Annotated in this window: 15 protein-coding genes; 12 read left to right on the forward strand and 3 right to left on the reverse strand. The window is 72.2% G+C overall.

Features of this window, described 5'->3' with window-relative positions; genetic code table 11:
• Positions 1–198: 198 nt before the first annotated feature.
• Positions 199–1,041, forward strand: a complete 843-nt coding sequence (whiG, locus tag E0L36_RS13165; RefSeq protein ID WP_180929208.1) for an RNA polymerase sigma factor WhiG — start codon at positions 199–201, stop codon at positions 1,039–1,041.
• Between the two features lie 98 nt (positions 1,042–1,139).
• A complete protein-coding gene (locus tag E0L36_RS13170; protein WP_180929978.1) occupies positions 1,140–1,712 on the forward strand; it encodes a TetR/AcrR family transcriptional regulator in 573 nt (190 codons plus the stop codon).
• Between the two features lie 570 nt (positions 1,713–2,282).
• Here E0L36_RS13170 and E0L36_RS13175 read toward each other — a convergent pair.
• Positions 2,283–2,957, reverse strand: a complete 675-nt coding sequence (locus E0L36_RS13175; RefSeq protein WP_180929209.1) for a M23 family metallopeptidase — start codon at positions 2,955–2,957, stop codon at positions 2,283–2,285.
• A 368-nt stretch (positions 2,958–3,325) separates the two neighbouring features.
• Between E0L36_RS13175 and rpsB the strand changes: the two genes are divergently transcribed.
• The 9 genes from rpsB (at position 3,326) to E0L36_RS13220 (ending at position 13,218) form a co-directional block, all read left to right on the forward strand.
• Positions 3,326–4,222, forward strand: coding sequence for a 30S ribosomal protein S2 (gene rpsB, locus E0L36_RS13180; RefSeq protein WP_180929210.1), 897 nt, complete (start codon positions 3,326–3,328; stop codon positions 4,220–4,222).
• A gap of 195 nt (positions 4,223–4,417) precedes the next feature.
• The gene (gene tsf, locus E0L36_RS13185) at positions 4,418–5,254 is read left to right on the forward strand and encodes a translation elongation factor Ts (protein WP_180929211.1); all 837 of its coding nucleotides are present in this window, start codon (positions 4,418–4,420) and stop codon (positions 5,252–5,254) included.
• A gap of 167 nt (positions 5,255–5,421) precedes the next feature.
• Positions 5,422–6,180, forward strand: coding sequence for a UMP kinase (gene pyrH / locus E0L36_RS13190; protein WP_180929212.1), 759 nt, complete (start codon positions 5,422–5,424; stop codon positions 6,178–6,180).
• 176 nt (positions 6,181–6,356) lie between these two features.
• Positions 6,357–6,914 carry a ribosome recycling factor gene (gene frr, locus E0L36_RS13195; RefSeq protein WP_180929213.1) on the forward strand — a complete coding sequence of 186 codons (558 nt, stop codon included), beginning with the start codon at positions 6,357–6,359 and terminating at the stop codon, positions 6,912–6,914.
• Positions 6,915–6,969: 55 nt separating this feature from the next.
• Positions 6,970–8,022 carry a phosphatidate cytidylyltransferase gene (locus E0L36_RS13200; RefSeq protein ID WP_180929214.1) on the forward strand — a complete coding sequence of 351 codons (1,053 nt, stop codon included), beginning with the start codon at positions 6,970–6,972 and terminating at the stop codon, positions 8,020–8,022.
• 153 nt (positions 8,023–8,175) lie between these two features.
• A complete protein-coding gene (rlmN, locus tag E0L36_RS13205) occupies positions 8,176–9,288 on the forward strand; it encodes a 23S rRNA (adenine(2503)-C(2))-methyltransferase RlmN (RefSeq protein ID WP_180929215.1) in 1,113 nt (370 codons plus the stop codon).
• 158 nt (positions 9,289–9,446) lie between these two features.
• On the forward strand, positions 9,447–10,517 hold the full coding sequence (locus tag E0L36_RS13210) for a thiamine ABC transporter substrate binding subunit (protein WP_180929216.1): 1,071 nt from the start codon (positions 9,447–9,449) through the stop codon (positions 10,515–10,517).
• Positions 10,518–10,570: 53 nt separating this feature from the next.
• Positions 10,571–12,181, forward strand: a complete 1,611-nt coding sequence (locus tag E0L36_RS13215) for an iron ABC transporter permease (RefSeq protein WP_180929979.1) — start codon at positions 10,571–10,573, stop codon at positions 12,179–12,181.
• Positions 12,181–13,218, forward strand: a complete 1,038-nt coding sequence (locus tag E0L36_RS13220; RefSeq protein ID WP_180929217.1) for an ABC transporter ATP-binding protein — start codon at positions 12,181–12,183, stop codon at positions 13,216–13,218. The genes E0L36_RS13215 and E0L36_RS13220 overlap by 1 nt, the downstream gene beginning before the upstream one ends.
• A gap of 26 nt (positions 13,219–13,244) precedes the next feature.
• Here E0L36_RS13220 and E0L36_RS13225 read toward each other — a convergent pair whose 3' ends face one another.
• Both E0L36_RS13225 and E0L36_RS13230 read right to left on the reverse strand, forming a co-directional pair.
• Complete coding sequence (locus E0L36_RS13225) at positions 13,245–14,408, reverse strand: hypothetical protein (RefSeq protein ID WP_180929218.1); 1,164 nt, start codon at positions 14,406–14,408, stop codon at positions 13,245–13,247.
• Positions 14,390–15,145 carry an ABC transporter ATP-binding protein gene (locus E0L36_RS13230; protein WP_180929219.1) on the reverse strand — a complete coding sequence of 252 codons (756 nt, stop codon included), beginning with the start codon at positions 15,143–15,145 and terminating at the stop codon, positions 14,390–14,392. The genes E0L36_RS13225 and E0L36_RS13230 overlap by 19 nt, the downstream gene beginning before the upstream one ends.
• Positions 15,146–15,561: 416 nt before the next feature.
• On the opposite strand from E0L36_RS13230, the gene E0L36_RS13235 reads away from it, so the two are divergent.
• The gene (locus tag E0L36_RS13235; RefSeq protein ID WP_180929220.1) at positions 15,562–16,995 is read left to right on the forward strand and encodes a gamma-aminobutyraldehyde dehydrogenase; all 1,434 of its coding nucleotides are present in this window, start codon (positions 15,562–15,564) and stop codon (positions 16,993–16,995) included.
• Positions 16,996–17,116: the final 121 nt, after the last annotated feature.

The raw sequence follows: 17,116 nt of genomic DNA on the forward strand, positions 1-17,116 counted from the left end.
AGCCACGCCGTGCCGCGCGAACCGTGCGCCGGTCCTCGTACAAGTGGGGTCAGCGGAACGTATCTTCGCCGTCCAGTACGAGTTACCTGTGCACAACGCGACTGAGTAGTCACGCTACGCTCACGTCGTCTCTTCATGAGACGCGTCCAAGCATTCCGGAAACCGGCCATCAACCAGCAGAACGGCTCAAGGCGACGCATGCCCCAGCACCTCCCCGGGCCTGACCGCGCGTCCACCACCGTGACGTCAGCGGCAGTGGACACCACCGCACCCAGCTCACTCGAAGAGCTCTGGCGGTCCTACAAGGTCACCGGCGATGACCGGCTGCGGGAACAGCTGATCCTCCACTACTCACCGCTCGTCAAGTACGTGGCCGGACGCGTCAGCGTGGGGCTGCCCTCCAACGTCGAACAGGCCGACTTCGTCTCCTCCGGGGTGTTCGGCCTCATCGACGCCATCGAGAAGTTCGATCCCGGCCGGTCCATCAAGTTCGAGACCTACGCCATCACCCGGATCCGCGGCGCGATGATCGACGAACTCCGCGCCCTCGACTGGATCCCGCGCTCCGTACGGCAGAAGGCCCGCGCCGTCGAACGGGCCTACTCCACCCTGGAAGCCACTCTCCGGCGCAGCCCCTCAGAGGTCGAGGTCGCCACGGAGATGGGGATCCCCGTCGAGGAACTGCACGCCGTCTTCAGCCAGCTGTCCCTGGCCAACGTGGTCGCACTGGAAGAACTGCTTCACGCCGGCGGTGAGAGCGGTGACCGTCTCAGCCTGATGGACACCCTGGAAGACACCGCCGCCGACAACCCCGTCGAGATCGCCGAGGACCGGGAGCTGAAGCGACTCCTCGCACGCGCCATCAACACCCTCCCCAGCAGGGAAAAGACCGTGGTGACCCTCTACTACTACGAGCAGCTCACACTGGCCGAGATCGGACAGGTACTGGGAGTCACCGAAAGCAGAGTCAGTCAGATCCACACCAAATCGGTCCTGCAACTGCGCGCGAAGCTCGCCGACCTGGGGCGCGGCGACAGCTGAACCGGGTCACCGGCCAGCCCCAGAATCAACCACCACGGGTGGGACGGAACCGCTCCCATACGTAAAGTAGACGCGTGCCCAGAATTCGAGCGGCCTCAGTGGCCGAGCACCGGACCATGCAACGTGCCGCCCTGCTGGACGCCGCCCGCGCCCTCCTCTCCGAAGGGGGAACCGAGGCCCTCACCTTCCCGGCACTGGCACGCCGCACCGGCCTCGCTCGCTCCTCCGTGTACGAGTACTTCCGCTCCCGTGCCGCGGTCGTCGAGGAACTCTGCGCTATCGACTTCCCCGTCTGGGCCGCGGAAGTCGAAACAGCCATGTGCCAGGCCAGCACCCCCGACGCCAAGATCGAGGCGTACGTACGCCGCCAACTCGACCTCGTCGCGAACCGTCAACACCGAGCCGTCGTCGCGATCTCGGCCGGGGAACTCGACGCCGGTGCCCGTGAGAAGATCCGCGCCGCGCATGGCGGCCTGATCGCCATGGTGGTCGACGCCCTCGCCGACCTCGGGCACCACCAGCCCCGCCTCTCCGCGGTGCTGCTCCAGGGCGTTGTGGACGCGGCCGTCCGCCGTATCGAACTCGGCGCCGCCGAACACCCAGAGCAGATCACGCGGGCTGCGGTGATGATGGCGCTGCATGGCGCCGAAGGCTCCCGCGACATCCGCTGACCCACCGCCGGGACGCCCCGTGCCCGAGTCTCATGCCGCGCGACCCCGCCTGCGGTCGGTTGCGTCGGCAGGCCGAGCATCCTCGCGGTCGCCCGCCCAATTCCTGGTGACGACGACATCCAGCCGTACCCCATCGAGACGCCCGCCGCACCGTCGACGCCGAAGGTGCCAGGGAAAGGCCTCCGGGTCGGCGTCACGAAGGGGAGGACCCGTTGCTCACGGGGGACAGGGTTCCCAAAGGGCGGGTCGCCGCGATCCCGGGTCCGGATGCTTCAGGGGCGAGGGTGTGAAGGATCTGAAGCGTCGGGCTGCGCTTGCGTCTGCCTCCCTCTGGGGCCCCGCCCCCTCCCCCCCCCGCCCCCCCCTCATGTGATGCGCGGCCTGTTTACGAGTTGTGCGGCGCGCGCACGCGTCCGTAGCCGTAGCCGTAGCCGTAGCCGTAGCCGTAGCCGTAGCCGTAGCCGTAGCCGTAGCCGTAGCCGTAGCCGTAGCCGTAGCCGTAGCCGTAGCCGTAGCCGTAGCCGTAGCCGTAGCCGTAGCCGTGGTGTCGAGTGTGGTTTGTGGTGGTGGTCAGGTGTGCTCGGGGGTGTGGGTGTGGGTGTGGGTGTGGGTGTCGGGGTGGGCGGGGGGTTGGGGTGTTCGGGACGGGGTCAGGGGGAGGAGGCGGGTGGGGGTGTGGAGCATGCCGGGTGGTAGGAGGGAGAGGGGGTTGAGGTAGCGCTCTGTTCTGCGCAGGCCCCAGTGCAGGCAGGTGGTGGGGCAGTGCGCGGTGCTTTGTGGGGCGAGGGTGCCGATGGTGGTGCCGGTGCGTACGCGGTCGCCGGTGCGGACGGTGGGGCGGAGGGGTTCGTGGGTGGTGCGGAGGGGCGGGTGGCCGCTGTTGCGGAGTTCCACGGTGACGACGCCGCGGCCTGCCACGCGGCCGGCGAAGGTGACGCGGCCGGGGGCGGCGGCGCGTACGGGCTGGCCGGGGGTGGCGGCGAGGTCCACGCCGCGGTGGCCGGCGGCCCAGGGGGTGGGCGGGGGTGCCCAGCCGCGGAGGAGGTTCGGGCGTGGGGTGGTCGGTCCGCGTACGGGCCAGGCGCGGGTGGGGGGTCGTCGGGTGTCGGGGGTGCTGTCGGAGGTGGTGCGGGGTGACTGGCCGGAGGTGGGGGTGGCGGGGACGGGGGTGGAGATGGGGATGAGGAGAAGCGCGGCGGTCGCGAGGGTGGTGAGGGCGGGGAGGACGGGGAGGTGCGGGGTCATGGGGGGATTCTTGTGGGGGTGGGGTGTGGTGTGGGGGTGTGGAGGTGAAACGGTGGATTACTGGGGAGTTGTGGAAAGGGGCGTCGCTGGAAGGGATGAGAGGCGTCGCGGGGTGGTGGGGTTCAGGGGGCGTTCCCGGGGGATGACGTGGGGGAGCGGGGGGCTGTACCGGTCCCGTACACTGCATGAGCGGCCCGGGAGACCGGGCTGACTTCGCACGCCCCGCCGCCGACTCAGGTGGCCGCGTACCTCGGTCCTCGGAAGGGTCCCGTGAGGGAGTTCCCAGGCTCTACGCGTCAGGGGCGTCAGGCAAGCGGTGGCCATCCGGCCGCCGCTGACGACAACCGAGTACCCCAAGGAGAACGGCCATGGCCGTCGTCACGATGCGGGAGCTGCTGGAGAGCGGCGTCCACTTCGGGCACCAGACCCGGCGCTGGAACCCGAAGATGAAGCGCTTCATCTTCACCGAGCGCAACGGCATCTACATCATCGACCTGCTCCAGTCGCTGTCGTACATCGACCGCGCCTACGAGTTCGTCAAGGAGACCGTCGCCCACGGCGGAACGATCATGTTCGTGGGTACGAAGAAGCAGGCCCAGGAGGCCATCGCCGAGCAGGCGACCCGGGTGGGTATGCCCTTCGTGAACCAGCGGTGGCTGGGCGGCATGCTGACCAACTTCTCCACCGTCCACAAGCGGCTCCAGCGGCTGAAGGAGCTGGAGCAGATCGACTTCGACGACGTGGCGGCATCCGGCCTCACCAAGAAGGAGCTGCTGGTCCTCTCCCGCGAGAAGGCCAAGCTGGAGAAGACCCTCGGTGGTATCCGCGACATGCAGAAGGTGCCCAGCGCCGTCTGGATCGTGGACACCAAGAAGGAGCACATCGCGGTTGGCGAGGCGCGGAAGCTGAACATCCCCGTGGTCGCCATCCTCGACACCAACTGTGACCCGGACGAGGTCGACTACAAGATCCCGGGTAACGACGACGCGATCCGGTCCGTCACCCTGCTCACCCGGGTGATCGCGGACGCCGCGGCCGAGGGGCTGATCGCTCGCTCGTCCGGTTCCTCCGAGGGCAAGGGCGAGAAGCCCGCGAGCGAGCCGCTGGCCGAGTGGGAGCGCGAGCTTCTTGAGGGCGAGAAGGCGGGCGAGGCGAAGGAGTCGCAGCCCGCCGAGGCCGCCGCGGCGAGCGCGCCCGAGGGCGAGCAGCCCGCCGCCGAGGCGCCGCAGCCTGTCGCCGAGGCGCCGCAGGTCGAGCAGAGCTGACGCGCTGAGTAGCAGGCCACAGCACGTGTGGTGACGGCAGCTACGGCGGGGGCCCGGTGCCCCCGCCGTAGCTCCGTGGGCTCGACGTGCGTCCGGTCCCCCGGCCCGCGGATCGCCTTCCCGGCGAGTGCGTGGCGGCCGAACCATGGGGGCCGATCCAACCTCACCGACTTTCCGAGAAGAGATTCACCGACCATGGCGAACTACACCGCCGCCGACGTCAAGAAGCTCCGGGAGCTGACCGGCGCCGGCATGATGGACTGCAAGAAGGCGCTGGACGAGGCCGAGGGCAACGTCGACAAGGCCGTGGAGGTCCTCCGTGTGAAGGGCCAGAAGGGCGTCGCCAAGCGCGAGAGCCGCACGGCCGAGAACGGTGCCGTCGTCGTGCTGATCGCTGACGACAGCACCTCCGGCGTGCTCGTCGAGCTGAAGTGCGAGACGGACTTCGTGGCCAAGGGCGAGAAGTTCGTGGCCGTGGCGAACGCGATCGCCGCGCACGTGGCGGCCACGTCCCCGGCGGACATCGAGGCGCTCCGGGCTTCGGAGATCGAGCCGGGCAAGACCGTGCAGGCGTACGTCGACGAGGCGAACGCCACGCTGGGCGAGAAGATCGTGCTGGACCGCTTCGCGCAGTTCTCCGGCGCCTACGTGGCGTCGTACCTGCACCGCACCAGCCCGGACCTGCCGCCGCAGGTGGGCGTGCTGGTGGAGCTGGACCAGGCGAACGCCGAGGTGGCGAAGGACGTGGCGCAGCACATCGCGGCGTTTGCGCCCGGCTACCTGTCCCGCGAGGACGTCCCGGCCGAGACGGTGGAGAACGAGCGCCGGATCGCCGAGGAGACGGCGCGCGAGGAGGGCAAGCCGGAGCAGGCCCTGCCGAAGATCGTCGAGGGCCGGGTCACGGGCTTCTTCAAGGAGAACGCCCTGCTGGACCAGCCGTTCGCGAAGGACAACAAGAAGTCCGTCGAGAAGGTGCTACAGGAGGCCGGTGTCGAGGTGCGGCGCTTCGCCCGCTTCCGCGTCGGGGCCTGACAGGCCGGTCGGCGGACGGTCGCCGGACGCCGGTCCGGGCGCTTCGCCCGGGCCGGTGCGGGCCCGATAGGGTCGGGTAGGGCAGTTGTGACGAGGAGGCCATTGCCGCACAGGGACCGAGAGGATCCGGGCAGTGGCCTTCTTCGTATGTGCACGAGGAGATCTCCATGAGCAATGACACCGATAATTCCGGCCGGAGCGGCGGGCGGCGCCGCTTTCTGCTGAAACTCTCCGGTGAGGCGTTCGCCGGCGGAGGGGGGCTCGGTGTCGACCCCGACGTGGTGCACAAGGTGGCGCGGGAGATCGCCTCGGTGGTGCGGGACGGCGCGGAGATCGCCGTGGTCATCGGTGGGGGCAACTTCTTCCGTGGCGCGGAACTCCAGCAGCGCGGGATGGACCGGGCCCGGTCGGACTACATGGGCATGCTGGGCACGGTGATGAACTGCCTGGCCCTCCAGGACTTCCTGGAGAAGGAGGGCATCGACTCGCGGGTGCAGACCGCGATCACCATGGGACAGGTGGCCGAACCGTACATTCCGCTGCGCGCGGTGCGGCACCTGGAGAAGGGACGGGTCGTCATCTTCGGCGCCGGGATGGGCATGCCGTACTTCTCCACCGACACCACCGCGGCCCAGCGCGCGTTGGAGATCGACGCCGAGGCCATGCTGATGGGGAAGAACGGTGTGGACGGCGTCTACGACTCGGACCCGGCGCGGAACCCGGCCGCGGTGAAGTTCGACGCGCTGGAGTACGGCGAGGTCATCACGCGGGACCTCAAGGTCGCGGACATGACGGCGATCACGCTCTGCCGGGACAACAAGTTGCCCATCCTGGTCTTCGAGTTGCTGGCCGAGGGCAATATCGCGCGGGCGGTCAAGGGTGAGAAGATCGGCACGCTGGTGAGCAACCAGGGCACCCGGAACTGAGCGGTCCGTCCCCGGTGGCCGGGTGGGCCCGCCGACGGCTCCACGGTGTACGAACGGCCCGATACGGGGATGGACAAGAGTCCGGCGGTCGGACACCGTGCAGGAATCAGGGCACTGCGGGGGTCGGGTTTCCCCGAAGAAGCAGGCAAGCTCATTCATCGAACCAGGAGCACGTGGTGATCGAAGAGACCCTCCTCGAAGCCGAGGAGAAGATGGAGAAGGCGGTCGTTGTCGCCAAGGAGGACTTCGCCGCGATTCGCACCGGCCGTGCGCACCCGGCGATGTTCAACAAGATCGTCGCCGAGTACTACGGGACGATGACGCCGATCAACCAGCTGGCGTCCTTCTCGGTACCGGAACCGAGGATGGCGGTGGTGACGCCGTTCGACAAGAGCGCGCTGCGCAACGTCGAACAGGCCATCCGGGACTCGGACCTGGGTGTCAACCCGTCAAACGACGGGCACATCATCCGGGTTGTCCTGCCGGAACTCACCGAGGAGCGGCGCCGGGAGTTCATCAAGGTCGCCAAGACCAAGAGCGAGGACGCGAAGATCTCGATTCGCAGCATCCGGCGTAAGGCCAAGGAGTCGATGGACAAGGCCGTCAAGGACGGCGACGTCGGCGAGGACGAGGGCCGCCGGGGCGAGAAGGAGCTCGACGACACCACGGCGAAGTACGTGGCTCAGGTGGACGAGCTGCTGAAGCACAAGGAAGCCGAGCTGCTGGAGGTCTGAGGTTGGTGGGTCGACGGTCCACAGGTCCACTGTCCGAGGTCTAAGGCTGCAATCAGTGAACGACTCATCGTGGGGAGCGCCGCGGTCCACCGCCGGGCATCGGAGCCTCCCCGACCAGGGTGCGCTCGCTCCGGCGGGTCCCGCACGCGAGGGCGGCGACGCGTCGCAGACTCGGCCTATGCCCACCGTGTCGGAACCAGGTGACGGCGGTCCGGACGGCCACAGCGGCCCCGGCCCGCGGGGATCGGCCGGCGGCGCGCCGCGTGCCGGAGCGACGGGGGCGGCAGGCAGGAAACGGGCGGGGCGCGACCTGCGCGCCGCCGTGGCGGTGGGCCTCGGGCTGGGTGCGGTCATCCTCGCCTCGCTCTTCCTGTACAAGCACGTGTTCGTCGGGGTGATCGTCGCGGCGGTCGTGGTCGGGCTGTGGGAGCTGACCAGCAGGCTGTCGGAGCGGAAGGGCATCCGCGCGCCGCTGCCGCCGCTGGCGGTGGGTGGCGCCGCGATGGTCGTCGCCGGGTATCTGCGGGGCGCGGAGGGTGCCTGGGCCGCGATGGCGCTGACGGCGCTGGCGGTGTTCGTCTGGCGGATGACGGAGCCGCCGCAGGAGTACCTGCGGGATGTGACGGCGGGCGTGTTCGCCGCGTTCTACGTGCCGTTCCTGGCGACGTTCGTGGCGCTGATGCTGGCCGCCGACGACGGTCCGCAGCGGGTGGTGACGTTCCTGGTGCTGACGGTGGTGAGCGACACCGGCGCCTACGCGGTGGGCTGGCGCTTCGGCCGTACCAAGCTGGCGCCGCGGATCAGCCCGGGGAAGACGCGGGAGGGACTGCTCGGGGCGGTGGCCTTCTCGATGGCCGCCGGTGTGCTGTGTCTCCTGCTCCTGGTGGACGGCGGCACCTGGTGGCAGGGGCTGCTGCTGGGGCTGGCGGTCGCGGTCAGCGCCACCCTGGGGGATCTGGGGGAGTCGATGATGAAGCGGGACCTCGGCATCAAGGACATGGGCACGCTGCTGCCGGGGCACGGCGGGATCATGGACCGGCTGGACTCCCTGCTGCCGACGGCGCCCGTGGTGTGGCTGCTGCTGGTGGTCTTCGTCGGGCACGGCTGAGCGCTCCGGGTACGCTGGACGGGGTCCGTCGGACGATCGTGCCGCGGACCCGTCCCCTTCCGGTGGTGAGTGTGGCCCGCGTGGCCCCCGTTTCCGCCGCGGGCCCCGCGGTCGCGGGGCCGTCCCGACCCCGCAGGACCCAGGAGTCTCGCCATGGCAGCGCCCGCACCCGGAGAGCTGACGTTCGCCGCGCCCCGGGGCGCGAAGAAGCCGCCGCGGCACCTGGCGGACCTGACGCCGGAGGAGCGGCGTGGGGCGGTCGAGGAGCTGGGAGAGAAGCCTTTCCGCGCGCGGCAGCTGTCGCGGCACTACTTCGCGCGGCTGGCGCACGATCCGGCGGAGTGGACGGACATTCCGGCGGCGGCGCGGGAGCGGCTGGCGGAGGAGCTGCTGCCGGGGCTGATGTCCACGGTGCGGCAGGTCAGCTGCGACGACGAGCAGACCCGGAAGACGCTGTGGCGGTTGCGGGACGGGACGCTCGTCGAGTCGGTGCTGATGCGGTATCCGGGCCGGGTGACGATGTGCGTCAGTTCGCAGGCGGGGTGCGGGATGAACTGCCCGTTCTGCGCGACGGGGCAGGCGGGGCTGGACCGGAACCTGTCGACGGCGGAGATCGTGCACCAGATCGTGGAGGGGATGCGGTCGCTGCGGGACGGTGAGGTGCCCGGCGGCCCGGCGCGGCTGTCGAACATCGTCTTCATGGGCATGGGGGAGCCGCTGGCGAACTACCGGCGGGTGGTCGGGGCGATCCGGCGGCTGACCGATCCGGAGCCGGACGGTCTGGGGCTGTCGCAGCGCGGTATCACGGTGTCGACGGTGGGTCTGGTGCCGGCGATGCTGCGGTTCGCCGACGAGGGTTTCGCCTGCCGTCTGGCGGTGTCGCTGCACGCGCCGGACGACGAGCTGCGGGACACCCTGGTGCCGGTGAACACCCGCTGGAAGGTGCGGGAGGTGCTGGACGCGGCGTGGGAGTACGCGGCGGCGTCCGGTCGGCGGGTGTCGATCGAGTACGCGCTGATCCGGGACATCAACGACCAGCCGTTCCGTGCCGATCTGCTGGGCCGGCTGCTGCGTGGCAAGCGGGCGCACGTGAACCTGATCCCGCTGAACCCGACGCCCGGTTCGAAGTGGACGGCGTCCCGTCCGGAGGACGAGGCGGAGTTCGTGCGGGTGCTGGAGTCGCACGGGGTGCCGGTCACGGTGCGGGACACCCGGGGCCAGGAGATCGACGGAGCCTGCGGGCAGCTGGCGGGTGCGGAGCGCTGACCGGCTGATACGGTTCGCCTGACAGATCGAAGCCGACAGGGGAGCGCGTCGCGCGCTGAGAGTGCGGCCCGTGTGCGTACCGTCCGATGGGGCGGACACCCGGGTGGCAGACCCTCGAACCTCGCCCGGGTCATGCCGGGTAGGAAGTCGAAGACGCCATGAAGAGCTGGGCGCGGCACCGTACTGCCGCTGTGACCGGGACCGTCGTGCTGGGGCTTCTCCTCGCCGCCTGTGGTGGGCAGGAGGAGGACGGCAAGACCGTCACCCTGGTGACGCACAACTCCTTCGCGGCCTCCAAGGAGGTGCTGAAGGACTTCGAGGCCGAGTCCGGGTACCGGGTGAAGGTGCTGCGGGGCGGGGACGCCGGGGCCGCGGTGAACCAGGCGGTGCTGAACAAGGGCAACCCGCAGGGCGACGTGTTCTTCGGAGTGGACAACACGCTGCTGTCCCGGGCGCTGGACGAGGGCGTGTTCGCCCCGTACCGGGCGAAGGGGCTGGACCGGGTACCGCGGAGACTCCAGCCGGACCGGGAGAGGAACCGGGTGACGCCGGTGGACACCGGCGACGTCTGCGTCAACTACGACCGCCGGTACTTCGAGCGGAAGCGGGTCGATCCGCCCCGCACCCTCGACGATCTGGCGCGGCCCGCGTACCGGAACCTGCTGGTCACCCCGAACCCGGCGACGTCCTCGCCGGGGCTGGGCTTCCTGCTGGCGACCGTCGCGGAGTACGGCGGGAAGGGCTGGCAGGGGTACTGGAAGAAGCTGCGGGGCAACGGCGTCGAGGTGGTCGACGGCTGGGAGCAGGCGTACAACGACCGGTTCTCGGGCTCCCGGGGCGGCAAGGGCAAGGGGGACCGGCCGCTGGTCGTCTCGTACGCCTCCAGCCCGGTCGCCGAGGTGGGCGAGGACGATCCCGGGCGGGACCGGGCGCCGACCGGGGTGGCCGAGGGCACCTGTTTCCGGCAGATCGAGTTCGCGGGGCTGCTGGAGGGCGCGGGCAACGAGCGCGGCGGGAAGCGGCTGCTGGACTTCCTGCTGAGCAAGCGGTTCCAGGAGGACCTGCCGCTCCAGATGTTCGTCAGTCCGGTGCGTGAGGACGCGAAGCGGCCCGAGGTGTTCGAGAAGTACGGGCCGTCTCCCCGGGACGCGGCGACGCTGCCCCCGGAGCGGATCGCGGAGCACCGGGAGCGGTGGATCAAGACGTGGACCTCGCTCGTGGTGAAGTGAACGGCGTCCGGCGCTCCGGCCGGGCCAGGGGGACGCTGGCGCGGGTCGGGCTGATGGTGGTGCCCTGCGCGTTCTTCGCGGTGTTCTTCGCCTATCCGGTGGCGGCGATCGTCGGGCGGGGGCTGCGGGACGGCGGCCGGTGGCGGTTCGACCGGGCGGGGGAGGTACTCGGTGACCCCGAGGTGCTGGGGGTCCTGTGGTTCACCTGCTGGCAGGCGGCGGCCTCGACGGCGCTGACGCTGGCTCTGGCGCTGCCCGCCGCGTACGTGTTCGCCCGGTTCGCGTTTCCGGGGAAGCGGCTGCTGCGGGCGGTGGTGACCGTCCCGTTCGTGCTGCCCACGGTGGTGGTCGGCTCGGCGTTCCTGGCGCTGGCGGGACGCGGTGGGCTGCTGGACGAGTGGTTCGGGCTGCGGCTGGACAACGGGGTGTGGGCGATCCTGCTGGCGCACGTGTTCCTGAACTTCGCGGTCGTGGTGCGGACCGTCGGCGGGTTCTGGTCGCAGCTGGACCCACGGCAGGAGGACGCGGCGCGGGTGCTGGGCGCGGGCCGGTTCGCGGCGTGGCGGCGGGTGGTGCTTCCGGCGCTGGCGCCCTCGGTGGGCGCGGCGGCGCTCATCGTGTTCCTGTTCACCTTCACCTCGTTCGGGGTGATCCAGGTGCTGGGCGGTCCGCGGCAGACGACGCTGGAGGTGGAGATCTACCGGCAGACGGCTGACCTGTTGCAGCTGCCGGTGGCGGCGGTGCTGACGCTGCTCCAGTTCGCGGCGGTGGCGGCGCTGCTGGCGGCGCACGCCTGGTCGGTGCGGCGGCGGGAGTCGGCGCTGAGCCTGGTGCCGGCGGGCAGCGCGGACCGGCGGCCGCGGGGACGGGGTGAGTGGACGCTGCTGTGCGCGGTGCTGGGCGGCAGCGGGCTGCTGGTCCTGCTGCCGCTGCTGGTGCTGGTGGAACGGTCGCTGAACACCCCCGACGGGTACGGGCTGGGCTTCTACCGGGCGCTGGGCTCGCAGTCGGACAGTGGCACGTTCCTGGTGGCGCCCGCCGAGGCGATCGGGAACTCGCTGGCCTACGCGGGGGTGGCGACGCTGATCGCGCTGCTGGTGGGTGGGCTGGCCGCGGCGGCGCTGACGCGCCGCGCCGGGCGGCTGGTGCGCGGGTTCGACGCGCTGCTGATGCTGCCACTGGGCACCTCGGCGGTGACGGTGGGGTTCGGGTTCCTGGTGGCGCTGGACGAGCCGCCGCTGGATCTGCGGGCCGCGTGGATCCTGGTGCCGCTGGCGCAGGCGCTGGTGGGGGTGCCGTTCGTGGTGCGGACGATGCTGCCGGTGCTGCGGGCGGTCGACGTGCGGCTTCGGGAGGCGGCGGCGGTGCTGGGGGCGTCGCCGCTGCGGTCCTGGTGGGAGGTGGAGGTGCCGCTGGTGCGGCGGGCGCTGCTGGTCGCGGCGGGGTTCGCGTTCGCCGTGTCGCTGGGTGAGTTCGGGGCGACGGTGTTCATCGCCCGCCCGGACCATCCGACGCTGCCGGTCGCCGTCGCGCGGTTCCTGGGGCGCGCCGGGGAGGTCCACTACGGGCAGGCGATGGCGCTGAGCACCATCCTGATGCTGGTGTGCGCGGGGACGCTGCTCGCGCTGGAACGTGTCCGCACCGACCGTACGGGGGAGTTCTGATGCTGCGTGCCGAGGAGGTGACCGTACGGTTCGGTGACCGTGCGGCGCTCGACGGGGTGACGCTGGAGGTCGGTGAGCACGAGACGGTGTGCGTGCTGGGGCCTAGCGGCAGCGGCAAGTCGACGCTGCTGCGGGTGGTGGCGGGGCTGCACCGGCCGGACGCGGGGCGGGTGTTCCTGTCCGGCCGGGACCAGGAGGGGGTGCCTCCGCACCGGCGGCAGGTGGGCCTGATGTTCCAGGACCACCAGCTGTTCCCGCAGCGGGACGTGGCGGGGAACGTGGCGTTCGGGCCGCGGATGCGCCGGGCGGGGCGGCGGGAGGCCGCGGAGCGGGTGGCGGAGCTGCTGGAGCTGGTGGGTCTGCCGGGCGCGGGCGGGCGGGCCGTGGCGACGCTGTCCGGTGGGGAGCAGCAGCGGGTGGCGCTGGCGCGGGCGCTGGCCCCGGGGCCGCGCCTGCTGATGCTGGACGAGCCGCTGGGGCAGCTCGACCGGGCGCTGCGGGAGCGGCTGGTGGTCGAGTTGCGGGGCCTGTTCCGGCGGCTGGGCACCTCGGTGCTGGCGGTGACGCACGATCAGGCGGAGGCGTTCGCGCTGGCCGACCGGGTGGTGGTGATGGACGAGGGGCGCGTCGCGCAGAGCGGTGCGCCGCTGGAGGTGTGGCGGCGTCCGGTGTCGGAGTTCGTCGCCCGGTTCCTGGGCTTCGGGAACATCGTCCCGGCGGTGGTGGAGGGGGAGTCGGCGGACACGGAGTGGGGGAAGGTCCCGGTGCCGCGGGGGAGTTCGCCGGGCCGGTACCGGCTGCTGGTGCGGCCGACGGGCGTGCGGCTGACCGGTCCGGAGGCGGGGCTGCGCTGTGTCGTCGAGGCCCGTACCTTCCGGGGCGGGGTGGGCTCGTCGATGACGTTGCTGCTGCGGCCGGAGAGTGGGCCGCCGCTGGAGGCGACGTGCGCGGTGCGGGACGCTCCGGCGGAGGGCGAGGTGGTCGGGGTGGTGTTCGACGCGGAGGAGACCGTGTGCCTGCCGGGGCCGGACGCCTGAGCCGGTCGGGCGCTGTCCGGCGCGGGTCAGCCGCCGGGGGTGAGGTGGCTCAGCGGCAGGGCGGCGGCGGTGCCGAGTGCCCAGCTGAGCGCGGCCAGTCCGAGGAGCAGGGCGGTGGCGCGCAGCGCGAGCGCCCCGCGCAGCAGCCGCCGGGGCGCGCCGAGTCGGCGCAGTACCGCGCGGGTTGTGGCGCGGGGCGTTGTGGCGCGGGTGAGGGCGGTGAGGGTGCCGAGGAGCGCGCAGCCCAGGACGACCGCGCAGCCGAGGGCGGCGAGGGGGCTGAGCGCTCCGGGGCCGTCGGACCAGGGCGGGGCCTCGTGCAGCCGCGCGGTGGTGAGGGTGCCCGCGCCGACGGCGCAGAGCACGCCGAGCGGCTGCCCGAGTGCGGGAGCCTCGGCCTGGAGGCCGCGTCCGGCGAGGAGCCGGAGCACCCCGGGTCGGCCGGTGGACAGCAGCCGCCCGCAGCGGTGGACGAGGCCGGGACCGGCGAGGGCCAGGCCGGTGGCGCCGAGCAGCCAGCCGCCGACGACGCCGGGCGCCGCGTGGAGCGGCGCGTCGCCGGTGGCGTGCGCGGCGCCGCCCGCGAGGGCGGTCAGGGCGATGCCCGCGGCGACGAGGGCGACCCCCCAGGGCAGGGCGCTGGCTCCCGGTCCGCCGCCCGCGGGGGGTGTGCCGTCCGGGGCGTGGTCGCGGAGGGTGAGGGCGGCGGCGAGGGCGGCGGCGACGGGGGTCGCGGCGAGCAGGGTCAGGGTGGCGGCCAGCGGCAGGGGGCGGTCGGCGGCGAGCAGGTCGCGCGCCGCGCCGTCGAAGGGGAGCCCGGTGAGGTCGCCGCGGAGGTGCAGGAAGACGAGGAGGGCGAGGACGCTGCCCAGCAGGCAGGCGATGGCGGTGGTGGTGGCGGCGACGACGGGGAGGCGGGCCGGTCCGAGGCCCGCCGCGTCCAGCCCGTCCCGGGTGGCCGGTTCGGGGTGGCCGCTGGCGAGGGCCGCGGCGAGGTGCACGACGGAGGCGGCGGGCGGCAGGCACCACAGCAGCCGGAGGAGGGACTCGCCGGTTCGCCCCGGGTGAGCGAGGGCGTGGCAGAGCGCGGTCAGCAGCAGGAACCCGGCGGCGGCTGTCGCGGCCGCGAGGAGGAGGCGGCTGAGGAGGACGGGGGCGCGGGAGCCGCGGGCTAGCCGGAGAGCGAGCACTCGGTTCTGCCTTCCTCCGGGTGTGGGGCGGGTTCGCCGCTCCGCCCGTCGACGAGGGTGACGCTCCGGTCGGCGAGCGTGGTGCCCGCCGGGTCGCGGGGGCCGGTCAGTCCGGGCCCCGGGTCGTGGGTGGCGAGGAGCACGGTGATGCCGTGGGAGCGGGCGGCGGCGGTGAGGGTGCGCAGGACGTGGGCCCGGTCGGCCTGGTGCAGGGGCGCGGTGGGTTCGTCGGCGAACAGCACGGTGGGGGTGTGGACCAGGGCGCGGGCGATGGCGACGCGCTGCCGCAGGTGCCGTGGCAGTTTCTCGGGCCGCAGGTCGGCGCAGTCCCCGGCGTCGAGGCGGTCGAGCCACTCGCGGGCGCTGCCGCGGGCGGCGCGGGGGCGGGCGCCGGCCAGCAGCAGCGGGAGGGCGGTGTTCTCCCAGACGGTGAGTTCGGGGACGAGGTGGGGGGTGCCGCCGATCCACCCGAAGCGTTCCCGGCGGAGGCGTTCGCGGGCCGGGCGGCCGAGGGTGTGGACGGGGACGCTGTTGAACCAGACCTCGCCGTGCTGCGGTAGCCGCCGCCCGGAGAGGAGGTCGAGGAGGGTCGTCTTCCCGCTGCCCCGGGTTCCGGTGAGGGTGACGATCTCCCCTTCGCGGAGGGCGAGGGTGACGCCTCGCAGGGCGGGGGAGCCGTCATAGCTGTGGTGCAGTCCGCGTGCCCAGAGCACGTCGTTGTCCGGTGGGGCTGCCATGGCACACACCTCGGATCGGCCGGGAACGGGTCAATTCCCCCCAGGACGGGGGGAACCTAACACGTGACGCGACCGGTCACCGGCACCCGCGGGTACGTCCCGTGTTGGGGTGGGGGCCGCGCGCCGGGCTTCCGCCGGGGCGGCGCGGGGCCGGTGGTGAGTGGCCCGTGGCGCCGGGGGGCGGCGGGGCCGGTCGCTCACTCGGGCGGGTCAACGAGCGGCCGGGGGGAGCGGAAACGGCGCCGCCCCGGGCGGACTCGATCGGGTGAGGCGGCTCGGGGACCGCGGAGCCCGGCGGGCGCCGTGGCGGGATCGGCTGGTGCCCCGGGTCCGGTGCCGCGGGGTATGTCGCGAGCGCAGGTGGCCTGGTTAAGGTGTCGTCTCACCCATCGGACAACGGAGCGGGAGGGCGCCACGTGACCACCGAGCTGCGTCGGCTGCGCAACTACATCGACGGCGAGTTCCGGGACGCCGCCGACGGCCGGACCACCGGGGTGATCAACCCGGTGACGGAGGAGGTGTACGCGGTCGCGCCGCTCTCCGGCACGGCGGACGTCGACGCGGCCATGGCCGCGGCGGAGGCCGCCTTCCCCGCCTGGCGGGACGCCACTCCGGGCACCCGGCAGACCGCCCTCCTCAGGATCGCGGACGCGCTGGAGGCGCGGGCGGACGAGTTCCTCGCCGTCGAGTGCGAGAACTGCGGCAAGCCGCTGGAGCTGACCCGGCAGGAGGAGCTGCCGATGATGCTCGACCAGATCCGCTTCTTCGCGGGAGCGGCCCGGGTGCTGGAGGGCCGGTCGGCCGGGGAGTACATGGCGGGGCTGACCTCCTTCACGCGCCGCGAGCCGGTGGGGGTGTGCGCGCAGGTCGCGCCGTGGAACTACCCGGCGATGATGGCGGTGTGGAAGTTCGCCCCGGCGCTCGCCGCGGGGAACACGGTGGTGCTGAAGCCGTCCGACACCACCCCCGCGTCGGCTGTGTTCCTCGCCGAGGTGATGGGGGAGATCCTGCCGGCGGGCGTGTTCAACGTGGTCTGCGGGGACCGGGACACCGGGCGGCTGATGGTCGAGCACCAGGTGCCCGCGATGGCGTCCATCACCGGTTCGGTGCGCGCCGGTATCGAGGTCGCGGGCAGCGCCTCGCGGGACCTCAAGCGGGTGCACCTGGAGCTGGGCGGCAAGGCCCCCTGCGTGGTGTTCGACGACGCGGACGTCGCCGCGGCCGTCGAGGGCATCCGGGACGGCGGCTTCTTCAACGCGGGTCAGGACTGCACGGCGGCCACCCGGGTGCTCGTCCAGGACGGCGTGTACGAGCGGTTCGTGACGGCGCTGGCGAAGGCCGCCGCTGAGGTGCGCACGGGCGACGTCACCGACCCGGACTGCTTCTACGGCCCGCTGAACAACGCCGACCACCTGGCGAAGGTCGCCGGGTTCGTCGACCGGCTCCCGGCGCACGCCAAGGTCGAGGCGGGCGGTGAACGCGTGGGCGGCAAGGGGTACTTCTACGCGCCCACCGTCATCTCCGGACTGCGGCAGGACGACGAGGTCATCCAGAACGAGGTGTTCGGCCCGGTCATCACCGTGCAGCGGTTCGGCACCGAGGACGAGGCCGTGCGCTTCGCCAACGGCGTCGAGTACGCGCTGGCCTCCTCCGTGTGGACGACCGACCACCAGCGGGCGATGCGGCTGTCGAAGGCGCTCGACTTCGGCTGTGTGTGGATCAACACGCATATCCCGCTGGTCGCGGAAATGCCGCACGGCGGCTTCAAGAAGTCCGGGTACGGCAAGGACCTGTCGATGTACGGGCTGGAGGACTACACGCGCGTCAAGCACGTCATGACCGCGCTCTGACACCGCTCCGACGCCACTCCGGTCCCCTCCGGACCCCGGGCCCCCGCACCGCGTGTGCGGGGGCCCGCGTCGTCTCCGTATCTCCCGGCGGAGCGGTGACCGGGCTCGGCGGGCGGTGGGC

Origin of the sequence: Streptomyces sp. AJS327, from assembly GCF_013450295.1 — a bacterium.
In the GTDB taxonomy this organism is placed as follows: Bacteria; Actinomycetota; Actinomycetes; order Streptomycetales; family Streptomycetaceae; genus Streptomyces.

What these genes read in the sequence shown, in the direction of transcription:
- rlmN (WP_180929215.1), top strand. Translation starts at nt 8,176, where the DNA reads ATGGCAGCGCCCGCACCCGGAGAGCTGACGTTCGCCGCGCCCCGGGGC.
- E0L36_RS13215 (WP_180929979.1), top strand. Translation starts at nt 10,571, where the DNA reads ATGGTGGTGCCCTGCGCGTTCTTCGCGGTGTTCTTCGCCTATCCGGTG.
- tsf (WP_180929211.1), top strand. Translation starts at nt 4,418, where the DNA reads ATGGCGAACTACACCGCCGCCGACGTCAAGAAGCTCCGGGAGCTGACC.
- E0L36_RS13210 (WP_180929216.1), top strand. Translation starts at nt 9,447, where the DNA reads ATGAAGAGCTGGGCGCGGCACCGTACTGCCGCTGTGACCGGGACCGTC.
- pyrH (WP_180929212.1), top strand. Translation starts at nt 5,422, where the DNA reads ATGAGCAATGACACCGATAATTCCGGCCGGAGCGGCGGGCGGCGCCGC.
- E0L36_RS13220 (WP_180929217.1), top strand. Translation starts at nt 12,181, where the DNA reads ATGCTGCGTGCCGAGGAGGTGACCGTACGGTTCGGTGACCGTGCGGCG.
- rpsB (WP_180929210.1), top strand. Translation starts at nt 3,326, where the DNA reads ATGGCCGTCGTCACGATGCGGGAGCTGCTGGAGAGCGGCGTCCACTTC.
- whiG (WP_180929208.1), top strand. Translation starts at nt 199, where the DNA reads ATGCCCCAGCACCTCCCCGGGCCTGACCGCGCGTCCACCACCGTGACG.
- E0L36_RS13175 (WP_180929209.1), bottom strand. Translation starts at nt 2,957, where the DNA reads ATGACCCCGCACCTCCCCGTCCTCCCCGCCCTCACCACCCTCGCGACC.
- E0L36_RS13230 (WP_180929219.1), bottom strand. Translation starts at nt 15,145, where the DNA reads ATGGCAGCCCCACCGGACAACGACGTGCTCTGGGCACGCGGACTGCAC.